This window comes from Anabaena sp. WA102, from assembly GCF_001277295.1.
In the GTDB taxonomy this organism is placed as follows: domain Bacteria; phylum Cyanobacteriota; class Cyanobacteriia; order Cyanobacteriales; family Nostocaceae; genus Dolichospermum; species Dolichospermum heterosporum.
The window spans coordinates 49,726-75,309 of sequence record NZ_CP011456.1 but is presented as its reverse complement, the minus strand read 5'-3'; the positions used below and the strand labels follow the sequence as shown (position 1 = coordinate 75,309).

At 37.9% G+C, this 25,584-nt stretch carries 23 protein-coding genes; 20 read left to right on the top strand and 3 right to left on the bottom strand.

Going from position 1 to position 25,584, the window contains the following annotated elements; all coding sequences use genetic code 11:
• The first annotated feature begins 123 nt into the window (after positions 1–123).
• The 5 genes from AA650_RS00245 (at position 124) to AA650_RS00225 (ending at position 3,405) form a co-directional block, all read left to right on the top strand.
• Complete coding sequence (locus AA650_RS00245) at positions 124–1,098, top strand: cysteine synthase A (protein WP_053537500.1); 975 nt, start codon at positions 124–126, stop codon at positions 1,096–1,098.
• Between the two features lie 540 nt (positions 1,099–1,638).
• On the top strand, positions 1,639–1,860 hold the full coding sequence (locus AA650_RS00240) for a hypothetical protein (protein WP_027403399.1): 222 nt from the start codon (positions 1,639–1,641) through the stop codon (positions 1,858–1,860).
• Between the two features lie 4 nt (positions 1,861–1,864).
• Positions 1,865–2,281: a type II toxin-antitoxin system VapC family toxin gene (locus tag AA650_RS00235; RefSeq protein ID WP_053537499.1), complete on the top strand. Its 417-nt coding sequence runs from the start codon at positions 1,865–1,867 to the stop codon at positions 2,279–2,281.
• Between the two features lie 152 nt (positions 2,282–2,433).
• Positions 2,434–2,757, top strand: a complete 324-nt coding sequence (locus tag AA650_RS00230) for a (2Fe-2S) ferredoxin domain-containing protein (protein WP_052149939.1) — start codon at positions 2,434–2,436, stop codon at positions 2,755–2,757.
• A 57-nt stretch (positions 2,758–2,814) separates the two neighbouring features.
• Positions 2,815–3,405, top strand: coding sequence for a DUF5331 domain-containing protein (locus AA650_RS00225; RefSeq protein ID WP_053537498.1), 591 nt, complete (start codon positions 2,815–2,817; stop codon positions 3,403–3,405).
• Between the two features lie 149 nt (positions 3,406–3,554).
• On the opposite strand, the gene ygfZ is transcribed toward AA650_RS00225, so the two are convergent.
• On the bottom strand, positions 3,555–4,535 hold the full coding sequence (ygfZ, locus tag AA650_RS00220; protein ID WP_053537497.1) for a CAF17-like 4Fe-4S cluster assembly/insertion protein YgfZ: 981 nt from the start codon (positions 4,533–4,535) through the stop codon (positions 3,555–3,557).
• Between the two features lie 796 nt (positions 4,536–5,331).
• Positions 5,332–5,865: a translation initiation factor IF-3 gene (gene infC / locus AA650_RS00215; protein ID WP_015083285.1), complete on the bottom strand. Its 534-nt coding sequence runs from the start codon at positions 5,863–5,865 to the stop codon at positions 5,332–5,334.
• A gap of 551 nt (positions 5,866–6,416) precedes the next feature.
• On the opposite strand from infC, the gene AA650_RS00210 reads away from it, so the two are divergent.
• Positions 6,417–7,319, top strand: coding sequence for an alpha/beta fold hydrolase (locus tag AA650_RS00210; RefSeq protein ID WP_027403394.1), 903 nt, complete (start codon positions 6,417–6,419; stop codon positions 7,317–7,319).
• A 78-nt stretch (positions 7,320–7,397) separates the two neighbouring features.
• On the opposite strand, the gene AA650_RS00205 is transcribed toward AA650_RS00210, so the two are convergent.
• Positions 7,398–7,736 (bottom strand): phospholipid-binding protein, encoded by a 339-nt coding sequence (locus AA650_RS00205; RefSeq protein ID WP_053537496.1) that lies wholly within the window; start codon positions 7,734–7,736, stop codon positions 7,398–7,400.
• 362 nt (positions 7,737–8,098) lie between these two features.
• Between AA650_RS00205 and ilvN the strand changes: the two genes are divergently transcribed.
• The 14 genes from ilvN to AA650_RS00135 all read left to right on the top strand — a co-directional run bounded on the left by ilvN (position 8,099) and on the right by AA650_RS00135 (position 25,506).
• On the top strand, positions 8,099–8,617 hold the full coding sequence (gene ilvN, locus AA650_RS00200; protein ID WP_027403392.1) for an acetolactate synthase small subunit: 519 nt from the start codon (positions 8,099–8,101) through the stop codon (positions 8,615–8,617).
• Between the two features lie 571 nt (positions 8,618–9,188).
• Positions 9,189–11,234 carry a polysaccharide biosynthesis protein gene (locus AA650_RS00195; RefSeq protein WP_053537495.1) on the top strand — a complete coding sequence of 682 codons (2,046 nt, stop codon included), beginning with the start codon at positions 9,189–9,191 and terminating at the stop codon, positions 11,232–11,234.
• Between the two features lie 58 nt (positions 11,235–11,292).
• A complete protein-coding gene (locus tag AA650_RS00190; protein WP_053537494.1) occupies positions 11,293–12,276 on the top strand; it encodes a glucosamine inositolphosphorylceramide transferase family protein in 984 nt (327 codons plus the stop codon).
• Positions 12,212–13,639, top strand: a complete 1,428-nt coding sequence (locus tag AA650_RS00185) for a lipopolysaccharide biosynthesis protein (RefSeq protein ID WP_325064594.1) — start codon at positions 12,212–12,214, stop codon at positions 13,637–13,639. The genes AA650_RS00190 and AA650_RS00185 overlap by 65 nt, the downstream gene beginning before the upstream one ends.
• Before the next feature lie 55 nt (positions 13,640–13,694).
• Positions 13,695–13,913, top strand: coding sequence for a hypothetical protein (locus AA650_RS00180; protein ID WP_053537493.1), 219 nt, complete (start codon positions 13,695–13,697; stop codon positions 13,911–13,913).
• Positions 13,914–13,925: 12 nt separating this feature from the next.
• A complete protein-coding gene (locus AA650_RS00175; RefSeq protein WP_053537492.1) occupies positions 13,926–15,176 on the top strand; it encodes an O-antigen ligase family protein in 1,251 nt (416 codons plus the stop codon).
• A gap of 163 nt (positions 15,177–15,339) precedes the next feature.
• Entirely contained in the window at positions 15,340–16,701 is a 1,362-nt protein-coding gene (locus AA650_RS00170; protein WP_053537491.1) for a glycosyl hydrolase family 28-related protein, read from the top strand.
• Positions 16,702–16,947: 246 nt separating this feature from the next.
• On the top strand, positions 16,948–18,912 hold the full coding sequence (gene asnB / locus AA650_RS00165; protein WP_081424097.1) for an asparagine synthase (glutamine-hydrolyzing): 1,965 nt from the start codon (positions 16,948–16,950) through the stop codon (positions 18,910–18,912).
• 37 nt (positions 18,913–18,949) lie between these two features.
• Positions 18,950–20,227: a nucleotide sugar dehydrogenase gene (locus AA650_RS00160; protein ID WP_053537490.1), complete on the top strand. Its 1,278-nt coding sequence runs from the start codon at positions 18,950–18,952 to the stop codon at positions 20,225–20,227.
• Between the two features lie 11 nt (positions 20,228–20,238).
• On the top strand, positions 20,239–21,249 hold the full coding sequence (locus AA650_RS00155) for an NAD-dependent epimerase (RefSeq protein WP_027403384.1): 1,011 nt from the start codon (positions 20,239–20,241) through the stop codon (positions 21,247–21,249).
• A 136-nt stretch (positions 21,250–21,385) separates the two neighbouring features.
• Positions 21,386–22,618, top strand: coding sequence for a glycosyltransferase family 4 protein (locus tag AA650_RS00150; RefSeq protein ID WP_053537489.1), 1,233 nt, complete (start codon positions 21,386–21,388; stop codon positions 22,616–22,618).
• A gap of 355 nt (positions 22,619–22,973) precedes the next feature.
• Positions 22,974–23,657, top strand: coding sequence for a sugar transferase (locus AA650_RS00145; RefSeq protein WP_053537488.1), 684 nt, complete (start codon positions 22,974–22,976; stop codon positions 23,655–23,657).
• Positions 23,658–23,660: 3 nt separating this feature from the next.
• Positions 23,661–24,317, top strand: coding sequence for an acetyltransferase (locus tag AA650_RS00140; RefSeq protein ID WP_053537487.1), 657 nt, complete (start codon positions 23,661–23,663; stop codon positions 24,315–24,317).
• Between the two features lie 61 nt (positions 24,318–24,378).
• On the top strand, positions 24,379–25,506 hold the full coding sequence (locus tag AA650_RS00135; protein WP_053537486.1) for a DUF362 domain-containing protein: 1,128 nt from the start codon (positions 24,379–24,381) through the stop codon (positions 25,504–25,506).
• Positions 25,507–25,584: the final 78 nt, after the last annotated feature.

Here is a 25,584-nt window from a genome sequence, read left to right as displayed (position 1 = left end):
TAGCGACTTTGCGGGAAACAAAATCAAGATTTGGTTCATTCACATAAAAATGGCTAGAAATGTCAAAATTTGATAGCGAAGCGCTGCTGCAAGCAGATCGGGAAAAACTCAGGTAGATGCAAAATGGATATCAAAAATGGATTTGTTGGTACAATTGGTAACACCCCATTAATTCGTTTAAACAGTTTTAGTGAAGAAACAGGTTGTGAAATATTGGCTAAAGCCGAATTTTTGAACCCTGGTGGTTCTGTCAAAGATCGGGCTGCGCTGTATATTATCGAAGATGCAGAAAAAAAAGGACTCCTCAAACCCGGTGGTACAGTAGTAGAAGGAACAGCGGGAAATACGGGAATTGGGCTGGCACATATCTGCAATGTCAAAGGCTATAAATGCTTGATTTTTATTCCCAATACCCAATCCCAAGAAAAAATAGATGCTTTAACTACCCTGGGTGCGGAAGTTCGTCCTGTTCCTGCTGTACCTTACAAAGATCCGAATAATTACGTCAAACTATCTGGTAGAATTGCGGCAGAAATGGAAAACGCCATTTGGGCTAATCAATTTGATAATTTAGCCAATCGTATTGCCCATTATGAAACCACAGGTAGAGAGATTTGGCAACAGACTCATGGTAAAATAGATGGCTGGGTAGCGGCAACTGGTACGGGTGGTACTTATGCTGGTGTGGCAATGTACCTGAAAGAACAAAATCCGGGCGTTAAATGTGTGGTGGCTGACCCTTTAGGTAGTGGACTATATAGCTATATCAAAACTGGGGAAATCAAAATCGAAGGTAATTCTATTACTGAAGGTATTGGGAATAGTCGGATTACTGCTAATATGGAAGGCGCACCCATTGATGATGCCATCCAAATTGATGATTCTGAAGCCTTGCGTGTTGTTTATCAACTATTAAGAAAAGATGGTTTATTAATGGGTGGTTCAACAGGAATTAATGTCGGTGCGGCTGTGGCTTTAGCTAAACAATTGGGTCCAGGACATACTATTGTGACTATTTTGTGTGACAGTGGTTCTCGCTATCAGTCACGAATATTTAATAGTGCATGGTTAGCCAGTAAAGGATTAGTGATCAGTTAGGATTTTTTAGCGATCGCCACACATACAACATATAGTATCATAGTGGCGATTTAGCCTATTTTTAAGGCAAGGAAGGACGAGGAGGTAATTCCGGTTTTGGTGGCTGTTTTTGCTTAGTTGATGATGGTGGTGACGGTTTTCCTGTTAATGAACAAAAACGAATTAATATTGATTTCCCAATTTGGATGATTGCAGCTTTAGAACATGAAGCTAAGAGGATGTTTGAAAAGTATCAGAATTAATCGAGATCCCCCCAACCCCCCTTACAAAGGGGGGCTAAATTCCTCAAAGTCCCCCTTGGAAAGGGGGATTTAGGGGGATCTGCGGGTGTCAGATCCCACACGAAAAAGTTTTCAAACAACCTCTAAGGGTTTGGGTGTTACTTCTGATTCTATTATTAAATTATGGCTGGCTGAACGTCTGGATAAAAAAGTTACTAGCGGGTAAAAACAGGGAACGGTCAACAGTTATTACTGATCGAAATGATATAATCAGAATTATTACCGTTGTCCGTTTTCCTAACTAAGGGGTAAATCCATCATGGAAAAAATAGAACTTGAATTAGATAGACTGACTTTTGAACGGGCAAAAACTATTGCAATAGTCAATCAGTCAACGTTATCAGAATTGATTACTCAAGTAATTGAACGTTTAGCAGAAATTCAGGAAAAGAAAGATCCCTTAATGGGATTATATGCGGATGTTCCAGAAATCGTTGATGAAATTGTCGTTGAGGCAATGGAAAAAAGAGGATATAGTTGATAAAATGAATAAAGTAGAGAAATCCCTACTTGATACTGATATTCTTTCAGAAATTATTAAACGGGCAAATCCTCAGATTATTGCCAAAGCCGATATTTACTTAAGCCAGTTTGAGAAATATACAATTTCTGCAATTACAGTTATGGAAATTGTCGAAGGATGGCAGAAACGTCAGCAAAAAGAACGTCTTCAGCAATTTTTAAACATCCTAATTTCACAGGAAATATTATCTTTTAATTTAACAGCTTCTGTATTAGCCGGAAAAATTTATGCTGATTTAGAAATAACAGGAAAGAGGATTGGTTATCCTGATTGCATGATTGCTGCTATTGCTATTAGTCATAATCTTACCTTAGTTACAGGTAATTTATCTCATTATCAAAGAATTCAAGATTTGGGTTATTCACTAATAAGTAGGTGAACACAATAAAACCAATTTGTGTAAAGAAAAGTAAAATCGCCCAAACCCTCTTCACTCTTGCCTCTTGCATGAGTGCCTCTTGCCTTGCCATAACGACGATTTTCAATGCTAACCTACTTACTAAATAACTGGCGTTTATAGTCAAAAAGGCGATGAATGAATTAATATCAAATATCCAAACCCAGGAACAGCCTCTTCTGATTTCTGTAAAAGTATGTCAACATCGTACTTGTAGAAAACAAGGTGCAAAGGAAGTTTTAGCAGCTTTACACGATTTACCTATACCTAATGTGACAGTTACATCTAGTGGCTGCTTAGGTCAATGCGGTAATGGTCCAATGGTGCTAGTTTTACCCGAAATGGTTTGGTATTGTCGGGTGTTACCCGAAGAAGTACCCAGATTGGTGGAACAACATTTATTAGGTGGTAAAAGAGTGAAGAAAATGCTTTATTATCGGTTTCATCCCCAGGGATAAAGATCACTGAAAATATATAAATGCTGTAATTTGGTACAGTAAGAAGTGAGGGAATGAATGGATATTCAGCATTTACGTCAATCATTAAAAAAGAAGTGGCTAATTTATTACGAACAAAATCGTTCTTGGCTAGTGAAAATGCGGATATGGAAAGATTATTATGGTATTCGCCGACCTTCTTCTGGTTACATCTTAGCGACTTTATCTACTTTAGAACCAGAGTTAAAAAAAATTCTCCCTTTCATTTTGGATTTAAACAATGATCCTGATCAGATAATTGTAGCTTTGTGTTTACACTTCAATCCTGAACAGGAGCTAAACTTATTAAAATCCCAGCATTCTACCGCCAAAAATGAGATTGTTAGTACCTCTCCGGCTCATATAGTCCTGACAGATTCACCTGTACCCAAAGAACATAAACAGGTGTTATTGAAAATGACTACAGGCATTTCTGTGATTGCAGTTGCTACACCAATTCATGACCATTCTTCAGTTAAGCTGCCTCTAGGATTGGGAAGGGAACAAATAAATAAACGATTGATAACTACGGGATTTCCCAGCCCAAATATTACCCGGATTTCATCTACTCATAGCAATATTTTGCCTTCTTGGATAGATGAATTGTGTCCAGGTAGGGGAAATGGGTAATGGACAATTATACTCAAAACGGCTAGAAGCTGGACTTTTTTCTCATACAAAGAACAAGGTTCAAAGCCTCTCCCCGTTGCGGGGAGAGGTTTACCAGAGGGGTTTCATATTTGGTTAAACTATGAACCGTTTGCAGTATAGACATGAATTTATGGATATTCGTGGGAGACAAAGGGAATAGCAATTATTTCTCCTGCTGCTTCTCCAACTTGCACTTTTAAGCCAACTCCACCAGCTTTACTCCTGATGTAACCTAGTCCAAAATGACCATCAGGAGTGGTTGTATGGCTAGTGAGTTTACCTACTTTTTCTTCGCCAATGGTGATTACTGTTCCTGGTTCAGCCCCAGCACTAAGACGAATTCCCCAAAGGTATTGTTTTACACCTTTGTATGTATTAAGTCTGGCAATGGTTTCTTGACCGATATAACAACCTTTATTAAAGGAAACTGCCTGCCATAAGCCCACTTCCAAGGGGTTATAATCATCCGTGAGTTCCGAGTCGGGAGCGGGACGACCTTGTAATATTCGTAACATTTCCCAATTGCGATCGCCCAATTCCACAGCCCCCAATGACCGTATTTTCTCCCACCATGTTTGTTTTTCAGCGCGGGGTAAAATCAGTGTATATCCGGGTGCAGCCAAGCCGCTACCCACCGCAACTATCACCCCACCAACCAAAATGTGATTACCATTTGGTTGACCAATTAAATCACCAGCCCCCAATTTTTCGATAACAGCATGACTTTGGGGTCCAATGAGGCTTAATATTGCTGTTTCTTCTGTCACATCAGTTAATTTAACCTGATCAGCAGGGAAGATATACCGATCTAACCATTTCATAAGTTCCTGACGACGGTTAGGGGAAACCAATAATAAAACAGCATCATTTAAGACATAAGCAGTGACTAAATCTATCGTGCGGGCTGTAGATGTCACCATCACAGTATCGCAGCCCTGACCAGGTTTGCGAGATTGAAAATCATTAGTGCTTTGATTGTGTAAGAAGCGAAGACGATCATCGCCAGAAATACGGATAAGTCCCCAGGGGGAGCGATCGCACACTACCACCCCTTCCTGTACCGATTGCATAGCATTTACATCTTTAGTATCAATTGCGGATGTTAACATAGTGGTACAAATTTACCTTAATTTTAATATTATCTTTTGAAAAATATTAGCAAATAATTTGGTAATTAGCAAAAACTCTTGGCAATACCCTATTCTGCCATACAATAGCGATCGCGTCCCTGTTCTTTAGCATGATATAACCGTGAAGGCAGGAAACTCTTAACAGAGAACAGAGAAAATTTTAATAGTCATATTATTTCCGCCAAGCTGTACTAGTAGATTCTGACCATGAAAAATTCAGAAAGTAGGGGCGCAGGGTCTGCGCCCAGAAACGATTCATCAATAACAGCATGAAATTTATTTACCCCAACCCGTAATGGCTATTAAGAATGGTTGCTTTATTTGCGCCATGCTGTACTAGATTCACCCATAAACTTTCCTGTGCTTTAATAGTACCCGGTGACTCTTGTTTCATAACATAGCAAAAGTCCTGAACAACTGAGGATTATTTTTCGCACTCAGCCGTCAGGACTATCATTTTAGAATAAATTGACATAAATCTAATTATGGATGAATGCTGAGGGAATGGGACAAATCTTCCCGGTGTCAATTTTAGATCCTATTAGTGACATACTCCACACACTCCCTTATGCCTTGCGGCACGCTTGCGCGAACAGGTGAGTGTGGGCTTCTCGGCTACTCTTCCATGAAGACATTGACCGAGCTTTAAAGCCATAAGCTCTAGTACAACACGGTGTAAGTGAACGAACCATTTTCAAGCCCTTAATCAATCAAATTTTCGGAGCTTTTAATAGTCATATTATTTACGCCAACCTGTACTAGGTTGTTGACAAAATTATTTTTTTGGTGAAATCAGCATCATCATATTCCGCCCTTCTTTCTTCGGTGCTTGCTGAAGTTCACCAAAAGGCTCTAAATCCGTAGCCATTCGTTTAAGCAACGTTTCTGCCAAGTCACTGTGTTGAATTTCCCGCCCTCGGAACATCACAGTAGCCTTAACTTTATCGCCATCTTTGAGGAAGCGTTCGGCTTGTTTAACGCGCACATTATAGTCATGTTCTTCTATCTTGTAGCGCATCTTCACTTCTTTTACATCAGCTGTGTGCTGCTTCTTCCGGGCTTCCCGCGCCTTCTTCTCCTGCTCAAACTTATATTTCCCATAGTCCATTATTCGACATACTGGCGGATCAGCCTTGTCACTAATTAGCACTAGGTCTAATTCCTTTTCCTCTGCTAATTGTATCGCTTCCTGCGGAGTTATAATTCCCAGTTGTGCGCCATCAGTGTCAATCACCCGAATTTTCGGGAAGCGAATCCGTTCGTTAATTTGGGGCAGATCGCGAGTTCTTTTTTTCTCAATCACAGGCATTATGATTAGTGGCAGCTCTTTAGTTAAGATTTTGGACTGGTCTTGATTTAGTTAGTTTAGTCTGATATGCCATTGAAGGCAAAATACAACAGTAACTCAGAATTGGAAAATGAATATCCCTCTCTAGTGTAGCAAATTTATAAGAGAAGTTCGATCAAGTCGTTGACTGTATAGCCGGACTCTGAGTTGATTCCACTGCATTATTTAATGTAAATTACATGATATTTGACACTAATAACTATTGTTACAATTTTCTTCTGAGATACATAGAGGTATGATATCTAGAAGATGTTTCTATGATAGCAAAATTAGGTATACATTGAAGCTAACCAAATATAATGTAACATATTAAGAAACAACGCACAAAATTAGTAGTTTCCAACTAAGTAGGTTGGCGTTGAAAATTGTCGTCATAGCAAGGCAAGAGGCAAGAGGCAAGAGGCAAGAGGCAAGAGGCAAGAGGCAAGAGTAAAGAAGTTTTCAGCGATTTTACGTTTCTTTACACAGTTTGGTTTTATTGTGTTCACCTACTTAATCACTAAGAGATAACTGTGACTACCGCAAGAGATTGGCAGCAAAGAGTTGGTAATCAAAGGGATTGGGTGTGGCGTGGTTGGCAAACCCGTTATACTTATATTCGTCCTCCCCATGATTATGCAAGAACAACACCCTTAATTTTACTTCATGGTTTCGGCGCTTCCATTGGTCATTGGCGACATAATTTAGAGGTTTTGGGTAAGTCTCACACGGTTTACGCTTTGGACATGATTGGTTTTGGGGCTTCGGAAAAAGCTGCAACTAACTACAATGTGGAACTGTGGGTAGAGCAGGTTTACGATTTTTGGAAAACTTTTATCCGTCAACCAGTTGTTTTGGTAGGTAATTCCATCGGTTCACTGATTTCTCTCGTCGCAGCCGCCAACCATCCTGACATGATACAGGGGATAGTGATGATCAGTTTACCTGATCCTAATTTGGAACAAGAAATGATTCCGACTGCTTTGCAACCTCTTGTCAGCGGGATTAAAAGTATATTTACTTCCAGATTAATATTGAAACCGATATTTTATTTTGTGCGTCGTCCTAGTGTGCTGCGCCCTTGGGCTAGTTTAGCTTATGCCAATCCCGAAGCTATTACTGATGAACTTATAGATATTTTAGCAGGACCACCCCAGGATAGGGGATCTGCTCGTGCCTTTAGAGCCTTGTTCAAAGCCACAACAGGGATTAACTTTAGTCCTAGTGTCAAGAAAATTTTACCAAACTTAACAATTCCTATGCTGTTAATTTGGGGAACAAAAGACCGATTTGTGCCGCCAAAACTAGCAAATCAATTTGTGGGCTACAATGAAAGATTGCAATTGCTATATCTGGAAGATGTCGGTCATTGTCCCCATGACGAATCACCAGAACAAGTTAACCAGGCGATTTTAGATTGGATTGGTAATGGGTAATGGGTAATGGGTAATTGGTAAACATCTACCCCTACTTCCTGTCCTCATCAACAACTTATTCAGCAAACCCTAATTAATCTAATTTAAATTAACTTGTGTAGTATCAACATTTGTAGTGCCATCAACAGTGTGAGCTACGGCAACTAGTTGATTAAGAATATCCTGAGTGGGAACTTGACCTTTTAGTACCACAATGCTACCTGTTTGAGCAACCCAGAGAGTATCAATATCATTAAGGTCAGGATCTTGATCAAATGCTAATGCTACTCGCTTGGCTAAACCACTTTGATCATATTCTCCATTTAGTCCTATACGTTCTGGCTCTATGGTTTGTGTATTAGCATCATAGCTAGAATTTGGATTAACTTGGGTGCTTTCCGATTTTTCTAAGCCAAACATTCTTTGTAACCAACCCATAAATACTTTGTTCCTGTCAATTTTCACTGCTGATGACAATATATGGCGTTAATTTAAAGGCTGCATCTACCTTTGAAAATAGATATATCTAAATTAGTAATATTCCTGCTAAGAGTTAGATATTTATGATCATGGTGTATTACTCTGTCGCCAACACATCTTACGGATATTTATGGCTGATACCTCCCGTAAGGGATACAAAAATTAAATATTATTCTTATAGATAAGTTTTCCACAGGAACGGAATGATTGCAATTATTAAGTATAAAATAAAAATTCAGACCGACAATGCAGCGTAGTAGAAACTCGCTTTGCAGTCATGAGTGCCGGTCTGCGTTCATGTCATGCTCCTTTAGTCGCCGATGAAACATACGCTGTCAGTTATTGTGGAAGATGAAGCGGGGGTTCTATCCCGCATTGCTAGTTTATTTGCTCGTCGGGGTTTTAATATTGAAAGCCTGGCTGTGGGACCTGCGGAACAGAATGGAGTATCCCGAATTACGATGGTTGTCCCTGGCGATGATCGCATTATTGAGCAACTTACTAAACAACTATATAAGTTGGTTAATGTTCTCAAAGTGCAGGATATTACAGAAATTCCTTGTGTAGAAAGAGAATTGATGCTTCTCAAGGTTAATGCTACTAGCATTAATCGTTCGGAGATTATTGAATTGTCTCAGATTTTCCGAGCGCGAATTGTAGATGTGGCTGAAGATTCTTTGACCTTGGAAGTTGTTGGTGATCCTGGTAAAATGGTAGCGATTGTGCAAGTGCTACAGAAATTTGGATTGAGAGAAATTGCTCGCACAGGTAAAATTTCTCTGACTCGTGAATCGGGTGTGAATACTGAATTACTGAAGTCGTTACAAGCAAAAGTCTAGTAACGCAAAACAGAATTAAACATTAGTAATTAAAAATTCACACAGCAAATTCAACAGGCTGTTTATGAATTTTTAATAGTTGGATTAAAAGTCAACAATCGGAGTTTTCGCTCCAATCAAGCAGCAGATATGGTGTAAACACTATACTTGCTGCTATTATTTTTATTTAATAGGGAATTTGTGTCAAACTGGCATGACTTAAGCAGTGGAAATTTGATAAAACCTCTATAAGTTCAAGATAAAAAATAATAACCCATACATTAATGTTTATGTTTAGTTGATATTTATCAACGCTATGACATTTTCATTTAATTGGTGAAGATTTATTTTTGTAAATCACCACATAATTAATTATTTAAGAGGGTGATTGGAAGGGAGCAGATTGCAGATTAATGAGGTACAGAATCTAAATTTTAAGCCGGACAGTAAGCCAGTTTTACTTCTGAATCCTGAATCCTGACTTCTGCTGCAAGACGGTGATTTGAATATGTCATGTCTTTGAGATTAACAATTAAAATCTCAGGTGTTTATCTAGTGAAAAGATTTCATATATTTTCCTGGAGATGTTGATGTGAATATCCTGTTTTTCGTCTCTCATTTTACTGTTCAGAAAACAATTAAAACCTTATCCCATCAATTAAGTAAAGTTAGAAATAGACATTGGTTTATTTTTGATATTACTATTTTTGCGATGACACCATTGTTAGCATTATTCTTGCGTTTAGATGGTGATCTGAATTTGCAAGAATATATTTCACAGTTAGAAGTTGCTACAATTTTATTTTTAGTAGTTAAACTAATTGTTTTTTGGGGCTGTGGTTTTTATAAACGCTATTGGCGATATGCAAGTATTGAGGAAGTAATCTATATAGTCATGTTGATGATGGGTGTGATAGTCATCCAAACAACGCTATTTAATATATTGGATAAAACATTCAATATGCTATTAGGTAATCTTCCGCAATCACTACCGATTTTGGAGGGAATACTTTCTGGTATTTGTGTGATTGCGCTACGGTTTAGTGTGCGGGTTGTAGAAAGGGTAAATCATAGACAGAAAATATCTAAGCATAGGGAGAGAGTGCTGATTATTGGTGCGGGTAATGCGGGGGTTTCTCTTGTGGAAGATATGCAAAGAAATCCCCAGTCTGGGGTTTATCCTGTAGGCTTTATTGATGACGATATCAAAAAACAGCATATACATTTACGGGGAATTCCGGTATTGGGCGATCGCTATAAAATTTCTGAGGTAATCAAAACATTAAAAATTCAGAAAATTATTATTGCCATGCCTACAGTTTCTGGACAAATTATTCGAGAAATTGTTGATATTTGTCAAGCCAATGGAGTCCAACCTAGCACTTTACCAGGAATACATGAAATCCTCAATGGTCGTGTCCGATTGGATAGTATTAGAGATATCAAAATTGAAGACTTACTCAGACGAGAACCTATTCATATAGACATTAAAAGGGTGTCTAAATTTATTAAAGATAAAACAGTTTTAATTACAGGTTCAGGAGGATCAATTGGGAGTGAACTATGCCGGCAAATTTTCCGTTGTCATCCAGCTAAAATCATCCTGATTGGACATGGAGAAAATTCTGTTTTCAATATCCAACAAGAACTAGAACAACTAATCCAAATTCTCAAAAATAATGGTCAATCAGTCATCAATATACCGCAGATTTATACATTCATTGCTGATATTCGAGTGCGGTCGAGATTGGAATACGCTTTTGAGAGATTTAAACCAGATGTAATTTTTCATGCTGCTGCTCATAAACACGTCCCTCTGATGGAATTAAATCCCGCAGAAGCAATTACTAATAATGTGATTGGTACACGGAATTTAATACAGGTAGCACTGCAATATAATGTTGAACATTTTGTGATGATTTCCACAGATAAAGCAGTTAATCCTACTAATGTCATGGGTGCTAGTAAGAGAGTAGCCGAAATGTTAGTTTTACAAGCTGCAAAACAAAGTGGTAAATCTTATGTAGCTGTGCGTTTTGGGAATGTTTTAGGGAGTCGAGGTAGCGTAGTTCCTACTTTCCAAAAACAAATCTTAGCAGGTGGACCAATTACAGTTACTCATCCCGATATTTGCCGTTACTTTATGACCATACCAGAGGCAGTGCAACTGGTTTTACAAGCATCTGTCCTGGGTCGTAGTGGTGAAGTCTTAATGCTAAATATGGGTGAACCGGTGAAAATTGTAGATTTAGCAAAAGAACTAATTCATCTTTCAGGATATGAGGTTAACAAAGATATTGACATAGTATTTACAGGTTTAAGACCAGGGGAAAAGTTATTTGAAGAATTGTTTATTGAGGGAGAAGAATATGAAAAGACGGAGCATGAAAAACTGTTAATTGTGAAAAATGCGAGCCAGATTATTCCTAGTTATTTGGATATTACGGTAGAAACTTTACTGGGAGTAGCAGCTAAAAATGATGCTGATTCGATTATGCTATTGCTGTCACAATTAGTGGCAGGTTATAAACCAAAATTGCCAGAAGAAATAAGTTTGTTAGAGCCTGGTCAATTTACTAATCACACATCAAATAGTTGGATAAATATTCCGAAAAGTACCAAACCCAAAATTGCCTAAATAGATTAAGATTTTTGCTGCTTTTATCTTCGTAGTGTTAATAAATCTGTAGAAAAATATGAAATCAAGCAATAAAGTTCAGACAGAAAATTTGTCAATGTCAACATATTTATCTTCTCTTAAAAAGATTGCAAAAATTTTTGTCCGGAGGAAATGTGATTGGTCAATAGGAATTTATACAGGGGAATCACCTTTTAAGTTAAGTTCTCAAGAGAATATCAAAAATCCAGTTTTAACAGCTAAAGATGTTATAGATGTTTCAGCAGAGTTTGTTGCTGATCCATTTATGGTTTATGAAAATGGGACTTGGTATATGTTTTTTGAGGTTATGAACATTGAAACAAATAGAGGAGAAATTGGCTTGGCAACAAGCACTGATGGCATAGAATGGAACTATCAAAAAATTATTCTGCGCGAATCTTTCCATTTGTCTTATCCCTATGTATTTAAATGGGATAATAGTTATTATATGGTTCCAGAAAGCAACGCATCAAATTCTATTCGCCTTTATCAAGCAACTGATTTTCCTGAACAGTGGTCATACTTAAACACCTTAATTGAAGGGCAGAATTTTAAAGATTCATCCGTTGTTTATTTTCAAGATAAATGGTGGCTATTTACAACTACTGGAAACAATGATTTTTTGCGGCTATACTATGCTGAGTCCTTAACGGGAAAATGGATTGAGCATCCTAAAAGCCCTATTATTCAAAGAGATTTCCATATCGCTAGACCTGGTGGAAGGATGACAATATTTGATAATAAGCTTTTTAGATATAGCCAAGATTGTCAGCCATTCCGCTATGGAAACAAAGTTCGGGCTTTTGAAATAACAGAATTGAGTACAACAAATTATTCAGAAAAATCAGTAAATGAAAATCCAATCATAGGTGCAAGTGGATATGGTTGGAATGCTGATGGAATGCATAATATTGATCCTCATATAGTTAATAAAGGTGACTGGATAGCTTGTGTAGATGGCTATCATTCTTCCTTCAATTTTGGCTTCAATAGCAGTGATTTCGAGAAGATATTTTCATGATATTATTTCGGAGTATTCCACTGATGCAGGGATTTTTGATCTTTCACTCGTCAAATCTCAAGATGGTATCCCTCATACTATTTCCTCTGACGAAAGACTCAATCTCATGACTAAAGCCAATGCAAAAAAAAATAATTCCATGAGTCTACGTCGTAATTTCTCTTGGACTTTTGTTGGTAATTTTGTTTATTCAGCTTGCCAATGGGGAATGTTAGTAGTTTTGGCTAAACTTGGCGGCCCAAAAATGGTAGGGCAGTTTACCTTGGGGTTGGCTGTAACAGCACCTATAATCATGTTTACAGATCTCCAACTAAGGGCTGTCCAAGCAACAGATGCTCAAAAACAGTTTTTGTTTAGTGATTACTTTGGGTTAAGGCTAATATCAACAACACTGGCACTTCTAACTATTACAGTTATTAGCTTTTTAGGTGGATATCAAAGGGAAACATCTTTAGTAATCTTCCTCATAGGAACAGCCAAGGTATTCGAGTCTATTAGTGATATATTTCAGGGGCTAATTCAGCAGCATGAACGAATGGATCGGATTGCCATTTCGATGATGATTAAAGGACTTCTGTCATTGCTGTTTTTAGGCGGAGGAATATATATATCCGGTAATATTTTGTGGGGTGTATTTGGGTTAGTCTGCGTTTGGGCTGTAGTCCTACTCGGCTATGACCTTCCTAGTGGTCTTTTGATGCTAAAAGATATCTCAGAATTGCAACCTCGTTGGCACCTGAAAACTCTAAAACATCTAGTATGGCTTTGTTTCCCATTGGGGTTTGCGATGATGCTAGTTTCGCTCAATACCAACATTCCTCAATACTTGATTGAGTATTACTTGAATGAAAGGAAACTGGGTATTTTTACGGCTTTGGCTTATATGATGATGGCTGGAAACATAGTAGTGAATGCCTTGGGGCAGTCAGCCAGTCCCCGTCTAGCAAAATATTATGCTAGTGGAAATCTTATAGGTTTTCGTAACCTCCTGCTGAAACTAGTGGGAATAGCTGCTTTACAAGGCGGAATAGGTGTTTTAGTAGCGGTGACGAGTGGACGACAAATTCTAATGCTGCTGTATAGCTCTGAATATGCCGAGCAGACAACTTTATTTATTTGGCTGATGGTTATTGCTGGGTTTAATTACATATCATCTTTCCTAGACTGTGGAATGACGGCAGCTCGATATTTTCGTATCCAAATACCTTTGTTTGTTACTGTGACAAGTATTTCAACTGTAGGTTGTCTATGGCTGCTGCCGAAGCTGGGTTTGGTAGGGGCAGCGATCGCTTTATTGATTGCCGCAGTTATTCGCATAGGTTTTACGTTTACAGTTATTCTTCATTTACTACACAAGCGATGATGGGAATTTCTAAACGATTAAACTAAGCAATCGCTATGAGTATTTTCATTTTTCATTGGCTCTAATTCATAGAGGACTTGCTGATAAAAATTATTTTTTATTTTGGGGAGTAATAGAACAAACTGCTAAATCTTTAGTAGATATTTTTGCTATTACTACAGGTCTAAAGTTTAAGATACTAAAGCATCGTGTTGGTTCTCCATTAAGTGAAGAAAATTTAAATGAATCGCAGAGATTTTGGGCTAATTGCGTTGAAAAACATTATTTAATTTAATGCTCCAATTTGATGAAAAATACAAACTTAGAATTAATTTGGTTAGTAACTGGAATCATACTTACAACTGCAACTCAACTCAGATTCCCTGGAATTCCGATTGGCATTGGCGAAATTATTTTATTTATTTGGATAATATTCGTTCTTGTTAAACTTTTAACTAATAAATGTCTATTGATTACACCAATTGTAAAATTAATTTACTCGTTTTGGGGAGTTGGATTTATTTCTCTTACCTTGGGTTTGTCAATTGCAGACTCACTAAATTTAAAAAGTAGCGCATGGCATCATGATTATTTTGCTTTTGGCTTTTCATTTATTTTTTCACTATGTTTAGCTAATTCTTATTTTTTTTATTTGGAAATAAAGAAAATGATTGATTATGTGATTTCTTTCTCATTATTAGCTTTGTTGACTTTATTTTTATTTCCTTCTTTTATACCTTTTTTAACTTCTTGGTATGGAGGAGTCAGATTTCTAGGTTGGTCTCAAAACCCCAACCAATTAGCTTTATTTTTAACGGTAATACCATTTTTTACTTTCTATCTTTTCAGAAGTAGTAGTCAATTTTTTTCAAAATCAAAATTTATATTTTTAATAGTTATTTGCTTTATTTTAGGTACAGCTACACAGTCTGATGCCCTATTCTTTGGATGGATAATTGGATTTACTTTAATTATATTTCTAGAATTATATTTATTAATTGACAAAAATCTTGTGCTTAAAAAAAATATTAAATTAGAAATGCAAGGACTTATTCGAGCTATTATGGGTATATCAGCAGCTATTATTATATTAATATTGGCGGAATTTAGCTATCAACAACTATATAGTAATACTGCCAATGTATATGATCAGGGTAATCAAGGAAGCGTCAGAGTGACATTATGGAAAAATGGCATCACTGCAATCTCTTCTTCCCCTTTATTTGGTCTTGGTCCTGGCGCCCATTCAGGTGAGACTAGACCTTTTTTAGATGAGGAAGCACACAATACGTTTATAGATTGGGGTAGTAGTTCTGGAATTGTGGGAATAATAGCCTATATTTCATTACTAGGATGGATAGGTTGGCAAGCATGGAAAAAGCAATCATTTATCATGTTCGCAGCCGTTATATGCTTAACGATATTTAGTTGCTTTCACTATGTATTACGACAGCCAATTTTTTGGTTTTATTTACTATCTATAAACTCTTTAACTAACCAGACTTCCAAAACTAAATCTCAAATTTATAAAAATCAGAGGAAAATAATAAATGTGTGATACAACTGATTTCAATAGTAATCAGAGACATACAACATATTGTAAGTAAATGAGATACAAATTTTAATCACAAAACCTTTTATATAAAAGGTTTTACGGTTGATAGCTGTTGTCAAGCTTTTTTCCCCTCCTATAAAAATAAGTTACCATTGTTAGGTGATATATGTTGATTTATCAAAAATTAGCTAAGATGTTTTTCCGCAAATTTCGTTTTTGGTTATTTTGGAGTTTATTAAGCTTACTGATTATACAATCTCTCCACTTTAGCCAATCAGTTACCATATCGAAACCTCAAGTTTATTTCCTAAAGAGTCAATCTATAACCTCTAAAAATACATCTAATGCCAATGTGTCCGGCAATAAATTACATACCATGCAAATATTAGATAATGACATAAAAAACATTGTATCTGTTAAAAGATTTGGTGCTAAAGGTAATGGTGTTAATGACGATACTAAGGCAATTCAAACAGCAATAGATACAGTGTATCAGCAAGGAGGAGGAGTAATATTATTCCCTGAAGGCGTTTATATAGTAACGTCTGTAATTCTCAAAGATAACATTACTTATCAAGGATATGGAGCAACTATTAAACGACCAGATAAACAAGGAAAGTGGACTCGAACTTTCACTACTAATTATAGTAGTCAGAAGAATTCTCAACCTTTAATTATTCAAGGGTTTACCTTTGATGGTAATAGCCAAAATCAAGGTCATTATAAAAAATATGAATTAGAACAAGCGCATCTGATATTCTTGACTGCTGACCCTGAACTTCCTGGTAAATTGCAAGTATTTATTGAAGATTGCAATTTTAAAAATGGGGTTGCTGATGGAATCTCTGTATATACAAATGTTGATGTTAAAATGAATAATTGTCAAGCTATTGATGTATTTCGAGGTGGGTTTGTCTTAACTGGTGGAAATTCTTCGGCTGAAGTTTATAATCTGACTACACAAGGCAAAATTGATCCGACCGGAATTGATATTGAAGTTGATGGACGAGGTTATGGAGAAACATTAAAGGTAGATGTTAAACTTGAAAACCTAAACCTAATTGATGGGGATTTTGATATTGCTGTTGATGAAGGTTCTACAGTCATTGGGAATAATATCATTTCTGGCAATGCACCTTTTTATATTTTTAGCTTGAATTCAACAATGAAATTTACGAATTCTCAATTTAAAATTGGTGCAGCGGATACTTACATGAACAGGATTTTATTTCCTCATAATGTTACATTTGAAAATTGTCAATTCACTATCACGAGAAAATTAACAGGCGAACAATACGATTTTTTTGCTGGTGCTGATATTTGGTGGCAACACCCTAGCTTTTCTAATCAAACTAACCAGCGACTGGTATTTGATAATTGTGACTTCAACATAGATAAAAATATTCAGAAAACTGATCAAGTTTATGCAATATATCTCCGCGAAGATCAAGAAGTAAACAACAATCGTTTAATTGTCCGTGGGGGCAATATTTCCAAAGATTTTTTAGTTCCTATTCTTAGGGAATAGCTAATTTTCAACAGCTTAGATCGGCGAAAATTTACATAAAGGTACATCTTAGCCCCCTTCATCGCTTGCGGGGAGGGGGTTGGGGGTGGGGTTCTTGTTCCGGGTTTGATGACAATTTGCTGTAATTCAAAAAATCCAGAATTTATTTATTCTCACTTAGTGAAATTTTGATCTTTTTCTGCATATATCACGCCAAAGAAATAACCTCTAAAAATTTATATATTTCTTGAAGGAGTAATTCAATAAATGTGTGGAATAACTGGTTTTTTTACCAATGAAAAACAACTATCTAGTGAAGAAATTGGCAATATAGTCGAAAATATGTGCCAATCTCTGATTCATCGTGGTCCTGATGATGGTGGAATTTGGATTGATGAAGAGGTGGGGATAGCTCTAGGACACAGACGATTATCTATAGTAGATTTATCACCAGAAGGACATCAACCGATGATCTCTGCTAATGGTCGCTATGTAATTGTGTTCAATGGTGAAGTTTATAATTTTCCGGAATTAAGAAAGCAGTTACAAAGCCTTGGATATAACTTTAGAGGTCATTCTGATACGGAAGTAATGTTAGCTAGTTTTTGCGAATGGGGGGTTATAGAAGCAACCAAACGATTTAATGGGATGTTTGCGTTTGTATTGTGGGACAAAGCAGAACGCATTTTACATTTGGGACGCGATCGCATTGGTGAAAAGCCTTTATATTATGGTTGGTGTGGTGATACTTTTATATTTGCTTCGGAATTAAAAGCTTTTAAAGCCCATCCTGATTTTCAGCGAGAAATTAACCGCGATGCTTTGGCTTTATTCCTGCGTTTTTCCTATATTCCTGCCCCTTATTCCATCTATAAAGGTATCTATAAATTACCCCCTGGGACTCTCCTCAGTTGGAATGGGAGTAGAACTCACCCCCAACCAGTGGCCTATTGGTCGGCAAAAATTGTAGCAGAATCAGGTGTTGCTTATCCCTTCACAGGCTCAGAGAATGAAGCTATAGTAAACCTGGAGGAATTATTAAAAGATGCAGTGGGAATGCGAATGCTGGCAGATGTGCCTTTGGGTGCATTCCTATCTGGGGGAATTGACTCCTCTATAGTTGTAGCTCTCATGCAAGCTCAAAGCCATCAACCTGTAAAAACCTTTAGTATTGGTTTTTATGAAGATGCTTACAATGAGGCTCAATATGCTAAAGCTGTAGCCCAGCATTTGGGTACAGACCATACAGAATTTTATGTAACGGCAAATGAAGCACTAGCAGTTATACCCAAACTACCCAGTTTATATGACGAGCCGTTTTCTGATTCTTCCCAAATTCCCACATTTTTAGTATCTCAACTTGCTAGAAATCATGTGACTGTCAGCCTTTCAGGTGATGCAGGTGATGAATTGTTTGCTGGATATAATCGCTATTTTTGGGGACGTAGTATTTGGCAGAAAATAGGCTGGATACCGAAAACAGTTCGTCATTCCACCGCAAAAGCTTTAACAAGTGTTTCCCCCCAAACTTGGAATCAAGGTTTTGCATCTGTAGATGCCATGTTGCCTACAAAGCTTAAAGTAGAAGCTTCCGGTTATAAATTACATAAGTTAGCAAGCATTTTAGCAGTTCCCAACCCCGATATTATGTATGCGGGTTTAGTATCCCATTGGCAAGCGTCAGAGGAAGTTGTTATTGGTAGTTCTGAACTTAGCACAGTTTTGAATGAGCGCAATTTGTCGGACAGCCTACCAGATTTCACAGAACGTATGATGTACTTGGATTTAATCAGCTACTTACCAGATGACATCTTGGTGAAAGTAGATCGTGCCAGCATGGGTGTGAGTCTAGAAAGTCGCATACCTTTTCTAGACCATCGGGTTGTAGAATTTGCTTGGCAAATCCCCTTATCCATGAAAATACGTGGTAATCAAGGGAAGTGGTTATTACGCCAGCTTTTGTATAAATACGTACCCAAAGAATTAATCGAGCGTCCCAAAATGGGCTTTGGTATTCCCATTGATAGCTGGTTGCGTGGACCATTACGAGAATGGGCAGAAGATTTGTTGAATGAGTCTCGATTGAGACAAGAAGGCTATTTCAATCCTCAACCAATTCGGCAAAAGTGGGATGAACACCAAAGTGGCAAATTCAACTGGCAATATTATCTTTGGGATGTACTGATGTTCCAAGCTTGGTTAGCTGAAAACCAATTAGGGCTTGCTGAATAAATAAAAAATTTTCAAATTCCATTCAGAAAATAAAAACATGAATAATATCGCAGTCATTGGTCTTGGCTACGTTGGGTTACCTGTGGCTTTAGCAATTGCAAAAAAATTTCCCAATACAGTTGGGTTTGATATTAATCAAGAGAAAATTACCGCATTAAATCAAGGCATAGATTTTACAGGAGAAGTTACTAGTGATGAACTCAAAAATACATCTCTCAATATTACTTGTGATCCAATTGATTTAGCTGATTGCAACTTCTTTATTGTTGCAGTCCCCACGCCAATTGATGATAACCGTGTTCCTGATTTGACTCCATTGATTAAAGCTTCGGAAACTATTGGTAAAGTTCTTAAAAAAGGTGATGTAGTAGTTTATGAATCCACTGTTTATCCAGGAGTCACCGAAGAAGTTTGTGGTGCTGTTCTAGCACGGGTATCTGATTTACAACAGGGTATTGATTTCAAATTGGGCTACTCACCCGAACGAATTAACCCAGGTGATAAAACACATACCTTAGAAAAAATTGTTAAAGTAGTCGCAGGTGAAGACCCGGAAACATTAGAACAAATCGCTAATGTATATGGTGCTGTTGTTGACGCTGGTGTTTACCGCGCCCAATCAATTAAAGTAGCTGAAGCGGCAAAAGTCATTGAAAATACCCAACGGGATCTTAACATTGCTTTGATGAACGAACTAGCGATAATTTGCGATCGCCTGAATATTCGCACCCGTGATGTCTTAGCGGCTGCGGGGACAAAGTGGAATTTTCTACCCTTCACTCCAGGTCTTGTCGGGGGTCACTGCATCGGTGTAGACCCTTACTATCTCACAGCCAAAGCCCAACAAGTTGGCTATTATCCCCAGGTAATTCTCGCGGGACGACGGATTAACGACAACATGGGTCAATTCTTGGGTAGTCGGTTGGTGAAACTGCTTGTAGAAGCCAATGTGACCATCAAAAATGCGCGAGTGGGGATTTTGGGACTTACCTTTAAAGAAAATGTCCCAGATTTAAGAAATAGTCGCATTCCGGATATCATTCATGAATTGCAACAATTTGGGATTGACCCCCTAGTACATGACTCTTTAGCCGAAAATAGTCATGCAGTACATGAATATGGTATTCAATTATCTGATTGGAAAGAACTTACATATCTTGATGCCCTAATTTTAGCAGTTCCCCATCAAGAATATTTAGAAATGCCAGCAGAGAGACTATTTGCTCACATTCGTCCAGGTGGAATCTTCATGGATATCAAATCAATATTTGAACCTGCGGATATACCAGCAAATATTAATTATTGGAGTTTATAAACGGTGAAATTATGGCGAAAATTTTAGTTACAGGTGCGGCTGGTTTTATTGGTTTTCACCTCAGCCAACGCTTACTAGAAAGAGGTGATCAAGTTGTAGGTTTAGATAACCTCAACGATTACTACGATGTTACCTTAAAAAAAGACAGATTAGAGCAACTTTTAGCGAACCCCAATTTTAGCTTTCATTTATTGGATTTAGCAGACCGAGAAGGCATCCCCAAATTATTCGCTCAATCTAGTTTTGATAAAGTCGTCAATTTAGCTGCCCAAGCCGGAGTCCGTTATTCATTAAAAAATCCCCATGCTTATGTAGATAGTAATCTAGTGGGATTTGTGAATATTCTCGAAGGTTGTCGGCATACCAACGTTCAACATTTAGTATTTGCTTCTTCCAGTTCAGTTTACGGTGCAAATACAAAAACTCCCTTCTCCGTTCACGACAATGTAGATCATCCCGTAAGTTTGTACGCAGCTACCAAAAAAGCCAACGAATTAATGGCACATACCTACAGTAGTTTGTATGGCTTGCCGGCTTCAGGATTGCGATTTTTTACAGTTTACGGTCCTTGGGGTCGTCCTGATATGGCATTATTTCTGTTTACCAAAGCAATTTTGGCAGGACAACCAATTGATGTTTTTAATTACGGGAAAATGAGGCGGGATTTTACGTATATTGATGACATTGTAGAAGGCGTAATTCGTGTTGTTGATAACGTGGCTGCATCAAATCCCAACTGGTCAGGAAATGCCCCAGATCCTGCCACAAGTTATGCCCCCTACAAAAATTATAATATCGGTAATAATCAGCCGGTGGAATTAATGCACTTTATCGAAACCTTAGAAAATTGCTTGGGAATGAAAGCAGAGAAAAATTTGCTCCCCATGCAAGCTGGTGATGTACCAGCAACCTATGCCGATGTTGATGCCTTAGTGACAGATGTGGGTTTTAAACCGAATACCTCAATTGAGGAGGGAATCGAGCGATTTGTGAAATGGTATCGGTCATATTACCAAGTTTAAAAAATCCGGCGTTGGCGAATGAAAGTATGAATTTATCTCACGCAGAGGCGCAGAGGCGCAAAGAGTAAGAGTAAGAGAAATGAAATTTTTGATTTTCATATCTTAATTCAGCAACGCCAGAAATACTTACCTTTCTATGTCACAAAAAATTAAATTGCTGCACATTACCACCGTTCCCGAAACCTTTTCCTTTTTTCGTGGACAGATTGCTTATATGAAAGCACGAGGATATGATATTCATGCTCTATCCTCACCTGGAGAAGCTGTAGAAGAAGTTAGTTCCCGTGAAAATATACCATTCCACACGGTGACAATGCCCCGACGGATCACACCACTCCAGGATATTGTGGCTATTTGGCAAATTTGGCAACAAATCCGCACTATCAAGCCTGTGATAGTACATTCCCATACTCCTAAAGGTGGATTATTAGGAACTATTGCGGCTTGGTTAGCACAAGTACCTGTGAGAATTTATCATATTCGGGGATTGCCCTTAATGACAGCAACAGGATATAAACGCATCCTACTATCATGGAGTGAAAAGGTTTCCTGTTTACTGGCACATCAGGTGATTTGTGTGAGTCATTCCCTGCGAGAAGTGGCAATTAGTGAGGGTCTTTGTCCCCAGGAAAAGATTACCGTATTAGGTGGAGGAAGTAGTAATGGGGTGGATGCAAGCGATCGCTTTAATCCCGCTAATCTACCACCTCAGACCAGAAAAGAAGTTCGTCAACAATATGGTATTCCTGATGATGCCATTGTCATTGGCTTTGTCGGTCGGATTGTCCGCGATAAAGGTGTGGAAGAATTGGTTGCAGCTTGGAAAATTCTCCGCGCAGAGTTTCCCAATTTGCATTTACTCCTAGTTGGGTATTTTGAATCTCAAGACCCCATATCTGCTCAAACCAAGGAAATACTGCAAACTGACGATAGCGAAGCGCTCCGCAGGAATCGCATCCATGCAACGGGGGGCAAAGATCACACACCACCATTGTACGCGGCAATGGATGTGTTTACTTTACCAACTTATCGTGAAGGCTTTCCTAATGTCCCTCTGGAAGCTGCGGCCATGAAACTACCTGTAGTCGCCACCAAGATTCCTGGTTGCATAGATGCAGTTGAAGATGGAGTAACAGGGACACTTGTACCATCCCATGATGGGTCAGCTTTAGCCGAAGGAATTCGTCATTATGTGGTTAATTCCGAACTCCGACAACAACATGGTTTGGCTGGACGAGAGCGGGTTTTGCGAGAATTCCGCCAAGAAGATATTTGGAATGCGCTAGATCAGGAATATGTGCGAATTTTAAAAGCGCAGGGATTACCTATTTCTAATCTCCCTCGTCAGATAGAAGAAATATTGATGTAGAAGTAGTTTAAGTTTGATTCTATAAATAGGGGTTTAGCAATGCTAAACCCCTACAAATTTAGGTTTTTCTTAATCTTCTAAAAATGCTCATCTCAGTCGTTATAAATACACTGAAAGTATCAAATATTTCCCAAAATAATTGAGATAGGAATAATGTCAAAATGACAAGATTTTTATTTACATCTTAGTTATCTTTTAAAAACAAGTCTGGTTTTGCAATTGCTCAGATATTTGCAAAATCATAGAGAATTATCGTGGTTTTTAGTGCCAACAATCTCAAGGAATCCCAAATAAATAATTGGCAATTGATTGGGTTTTTACCTCAAAAAACACAGTAATAGTTCAAGGAAGTTCTATGATCAAGGGAAATTTTAAGGTTTGGAAAGCAATCAATTTTAGTCAGTTTATTAAATATTTATTGGATAGAATAATAGCAGCAATCGCCTTAATTATTTTAGCTCCTTTAATGCTAATGATTGCGATCGCTATTTATTTACGGATGGGGCAGCCAATTTTCTTTATCCAACCCCGTCCAGGTAAAGATGCGCGAATTTTCAACTTTTATAAATTCCGCACTATGACCAATGATCATGATGTCAATGGTAATTTTCTACCTGATGAAAAACGTCTCACAACTTTGGGTAAATTTTTGCGGCAAACAAGTCTTGACGAACTTCCTCAACTGTGGAATATTGCTAAAGGAGACATGAGTTTTGTCGGACCACGCCCATTATTAGTCAAATATCTTGACCGTTATACCCCAGAACAAGCAAGACGGCAAGAAGTCAAGCCAGGGATTACAGGTTTAGCTCAAGTTCGAGGTCGAAATTCTCTGAGTTGGGAAGAAAAATTTAACCTAGATATTTTCTATATCAACAATTGGAGTTTATTACTAGACTTACAAATAATTTTCCTCACTGTTTGGACAGTCATTAAACAACAAGGAATCAGTCAAGATAATCATGCAACGATGGAAGAATTTATGGGAGATCAAACCGTTCATGACTATCAGCACAAACAAGATATTATTGGAGGATAATTTATGGCTAAAGTGGTTATTTTCGGAACTAGTGAAATTGCAGAAATAGCTCACTTTTATCTCAGCCGTGATTCTGAACATGAGGTAGTTGGCTTTACTGTTGATGAAGCTTATCTAAAAACAGAGAGTTTTTATAATTTACCAGTAGTCCCCTATGAAAAACTGGAAAAATATTATTCACCTGATGAGTATAAATTATTTATCGCCATTAGTTACCAACAAGTGAATAAATTACGGGCAGAAAAATATTTAAATGCCAAAAATAGAGGATATAGCTTTATTTCCTATATTAGTTCTCAGGCATTTTATTATGGTAAATCAGTGGGAGAAAACTGCTTTATCATGGAAAATAATGTTATTCAACCTTTTGCTTCCATTGGTAATAATTGTCTGCTTTTGGGTGTAAATTCTATCGCGCACCACTGTATAATTAATGATCATTGTTTTCTGACTTCTAATGTTGTGCTTGGTGGTGGAGTAAACATAGGAGAATATACTTTCCTTGGTTTGAATACTACGATTAGAAATTACATCAACATTGGCAAAGAAAATATTATTGGGGCAGGATCAATTATTCTCAGTGATACAGAAGACAGGGCTGTTTATTCCCCAGGAGAAACCCCAAAATTTGAAGTACCCAGCGACTTAGTACGTATTTGAAAAAGATTGATATTTCTGTTATCAACTCTTATATAAACACATTCCCTTAATCAGTTGTGTTATGCGTACTAAATCTTCTCACCCCAAGCACACAAGACGGAATATTCTCCGAGTAGCTGGACTTTTTGCGGGAGCAGCAATTGTTCCTCCTATTCTTCACAGTCTCAAAACCCTGGGTGTTTCCCCCGCATCCCTTCTTCATACCCTGAAAACATCTAGATATATTCTGGATGCTGCCAATGCCAAGAACGTTCAGGCAATGAAAGTGTTGCCATTACCCAAACCTACAGGGATCAGCAAAGTTGCATTGGTTCACACTGAAGATCGGGTATCGGGAACTCAACGAATACTTGATTTGTTGCAGCCAGGGGGGATGGAGGGAAAAAGCATTTTTCTGAAGCCCAACTATAATACTGCCGATCCAGCTCCAGCATCAACAGATACAAAATTGTTAGCAACTTTGGTAGAAAAACTCCAAAAAGCTGGAGTAGGGCAAATTACCATAGGCGATCGCTCAGGAATGGCGCAGACTCGTGAGGCCATGAAGCTTAAAGGAGTATTTCAACTTGCAGATCGCTATGGGGTGGAAGTCATTGTTTTTGATGAAATGTCTACTGAACAATGGCAATACTTTTCCCCATCGGGAACTCACTGGCAACAAGGTTTCGCTTTTGCCCGACCAGTTCTCCAAGCGGGAGCAGTGATCAATACCTGTTGTCTAAAAACTCATCGAGGAGCGCACTATACACTGGCATTAAAAAATACTGTAGGCATGGTAGCTAAGTATGTTCCGGGTGATCCATTTAACTATATGGGTGACTTGCATCGTTCACCGTATATGCAGCAAATGATCGCGGAAATTAATGCAGTTTATCGGCCTAGTCTGGTGTTAATAGATGGTGTGGAAGCCTTTGTGTCAGGGGGACCAGATGCCGGCAAGAAAGTGGCGGCAAATGTCATGTTGGCAAGTACAGATCCCATAGCCATTGATGTCATTGCGTTGGCAATGTTGCGTTCACTGGGAACAACAAATGAGGTAATGCAAGGATCTATTTGGAAATTAGAACAGATTCGCACAGCAGTGGCCTTGGGTTTGGGGGCATCTAGTCCAGAACAAATTGAATTAGTTACTGCTGATCGCACCAGTCAAAAAATTGCGGATCAGATTCGTCCATACATACTGGGATGAGAATGTATGATTTCTGATCTATCCTCAGTCTCTCATTCATACCCAGAAAATTTGTGCAAATTCACGAGGATAAATGAA

What these genes read in the sequence shown, in the direction of transcription:
- AA650_RS00245 (WP_053537500.1), top strand. Translation starts at nt 124, where the DNA reads ATGGATATCAAAAATGGATTTGTTGGTACAATTGGTAACACCCCATTA.
- AA650_RS00240 (WP_027403399.1), top strand. Translation starts at nt 1,639, where the DNA reads ATGGAAAAAATAGAACTTGAATTAGATAGACTGACTTTTGAACGGGCA.
- AA650_RS00235 (WP_053537499.1), top strand. Translation starts at nt 1,865, where the DNA reads ATGAATAAAGTAGAGAAATCCCTACTTGATACTGATATTCTTTCAGAA.
- AA650_RS00230 (WP_052149939.1), top strand. Translation starts at nt 2,434, where the DNA reads ATGAATGAATTAATATCAAATATCCAAACCCAGGAACAGCCTCTTCTG.
- AA650_RS00225 (WP_053537498.1), top strand. Translation starts at nt 2,815, where the DNA reads ATGGATATTCAGCATTTACGTCAATCATTAAAAAAGAAGTGGCTAATT.
- ygfZ (WP_053537497.1), bottom strand. Translation starts at nt 4,535, where the DNA reads ATGTTAACATCCGCAATTGATACTAAAGATGTAAATGCTATGCAATCG.
- infC (WP_015083285.1), bottom strand. Translation starts at nt 5,865, where the DNA reads ATGCCTGTGATTGAGAAAAAAAGAACTCGCGATCTGCCCCAAATTAAC.
- AA650_RS00205 (WP_053537496.1), bottom strand. Translation starts at nt 7,736, where the DNA reads ATGGGTTGGTTACAAAGAATGTTTGGCTTAGAAAAATCGGAAAGCACC.
- ilvN (WP_027403392.1), top strand. Translation starts at nt 8,099, where the DNA reads ATGAAACATACGCTGTCAGTTATTGTGGAAGATGAAGCGGGGGTTCTA.
- AA650_RS00190 (WP_053537494.1), top strand. Translation starts at nt 11,293, where the DNA reads ATGAAATCAAGCAATAAAGTTCAGACAGAAAATTTGTCAATGTCAACA.
- AA650_RS00185 (WP_325064594.1), top strand. Translation starts at nt 12,212, where the DNA reads ATGGCTATCATTCTTCCTTCAATTTTGGCTTCAATAGCAGTGATTTCG.
- AA650_RS00175 (WP_053537492.1), top strand. Translation starts at nt 13,926, where the DNA reads ATGAAAAATACAAACTTAGAATTAATTTGGTTAGTAACTGGAATCATA.
- AA650_RS00170 (WP_053537491.1), top strand. Translation starts at nt 15,340, where the DNA reads ATGTTGATTTATCAAAAATTAGCTAAGATGTTTTTCCGCAAATTTCGT.
- asnB (WP_081424097.1), top strand. Translation starts at nt 16,948, where the DNA reads ATGTGTGGAATAACTGGTTTTTTTACCAATGAAAAACAACTATCTAGT.
- AA650_RS00160 (WP_053537490.1), top strand. Translation starts at nt 18,950, where the DNA reads ATGAATAATATCGCAGTCATTGGTCTTGGCTACGTTGGGTTACCTGTG.
- AA650_RS00155 (WP_027403384.1), top strand. Translation starts at nt 20,239, where the DNA reads ATGGCGAAAATTTTAGTTACAGGTGCGGCTGGTTTTATTGGTTTTCAC.
- AA650_RS00150 (WP_053537489.1), top strand. Translation starts at nt 21,386, where the DNA reads ATGTCACAAAAAATTAAATTGCTGCACATTACCACCGTTCCCGAAACC.
- AA650_RS00145 (WP_053537488.1), top strand. Translation starts at nt 22,974, where the DNA reads ATGATCAAGGGAAATTTTAAGGTTTGGAAAGCAATCAATTTTAGTCAG.
- AA650_RS00140 (WP_053537487.1), top strand. Translation starts at nt 23,661, where the DNA reads ATGGCTAAAGTGGTTATTTTCGGAACTAGTGAAATTGCAGAAATAGCT.
- AA650_RS00135 (WP_053537486.1), top strand. Translation starts at nt 24,379, where the DNA reads ATGCGTACTAAATCTTCTCACCCCAAGCACACAAGACGGAATATTCTC.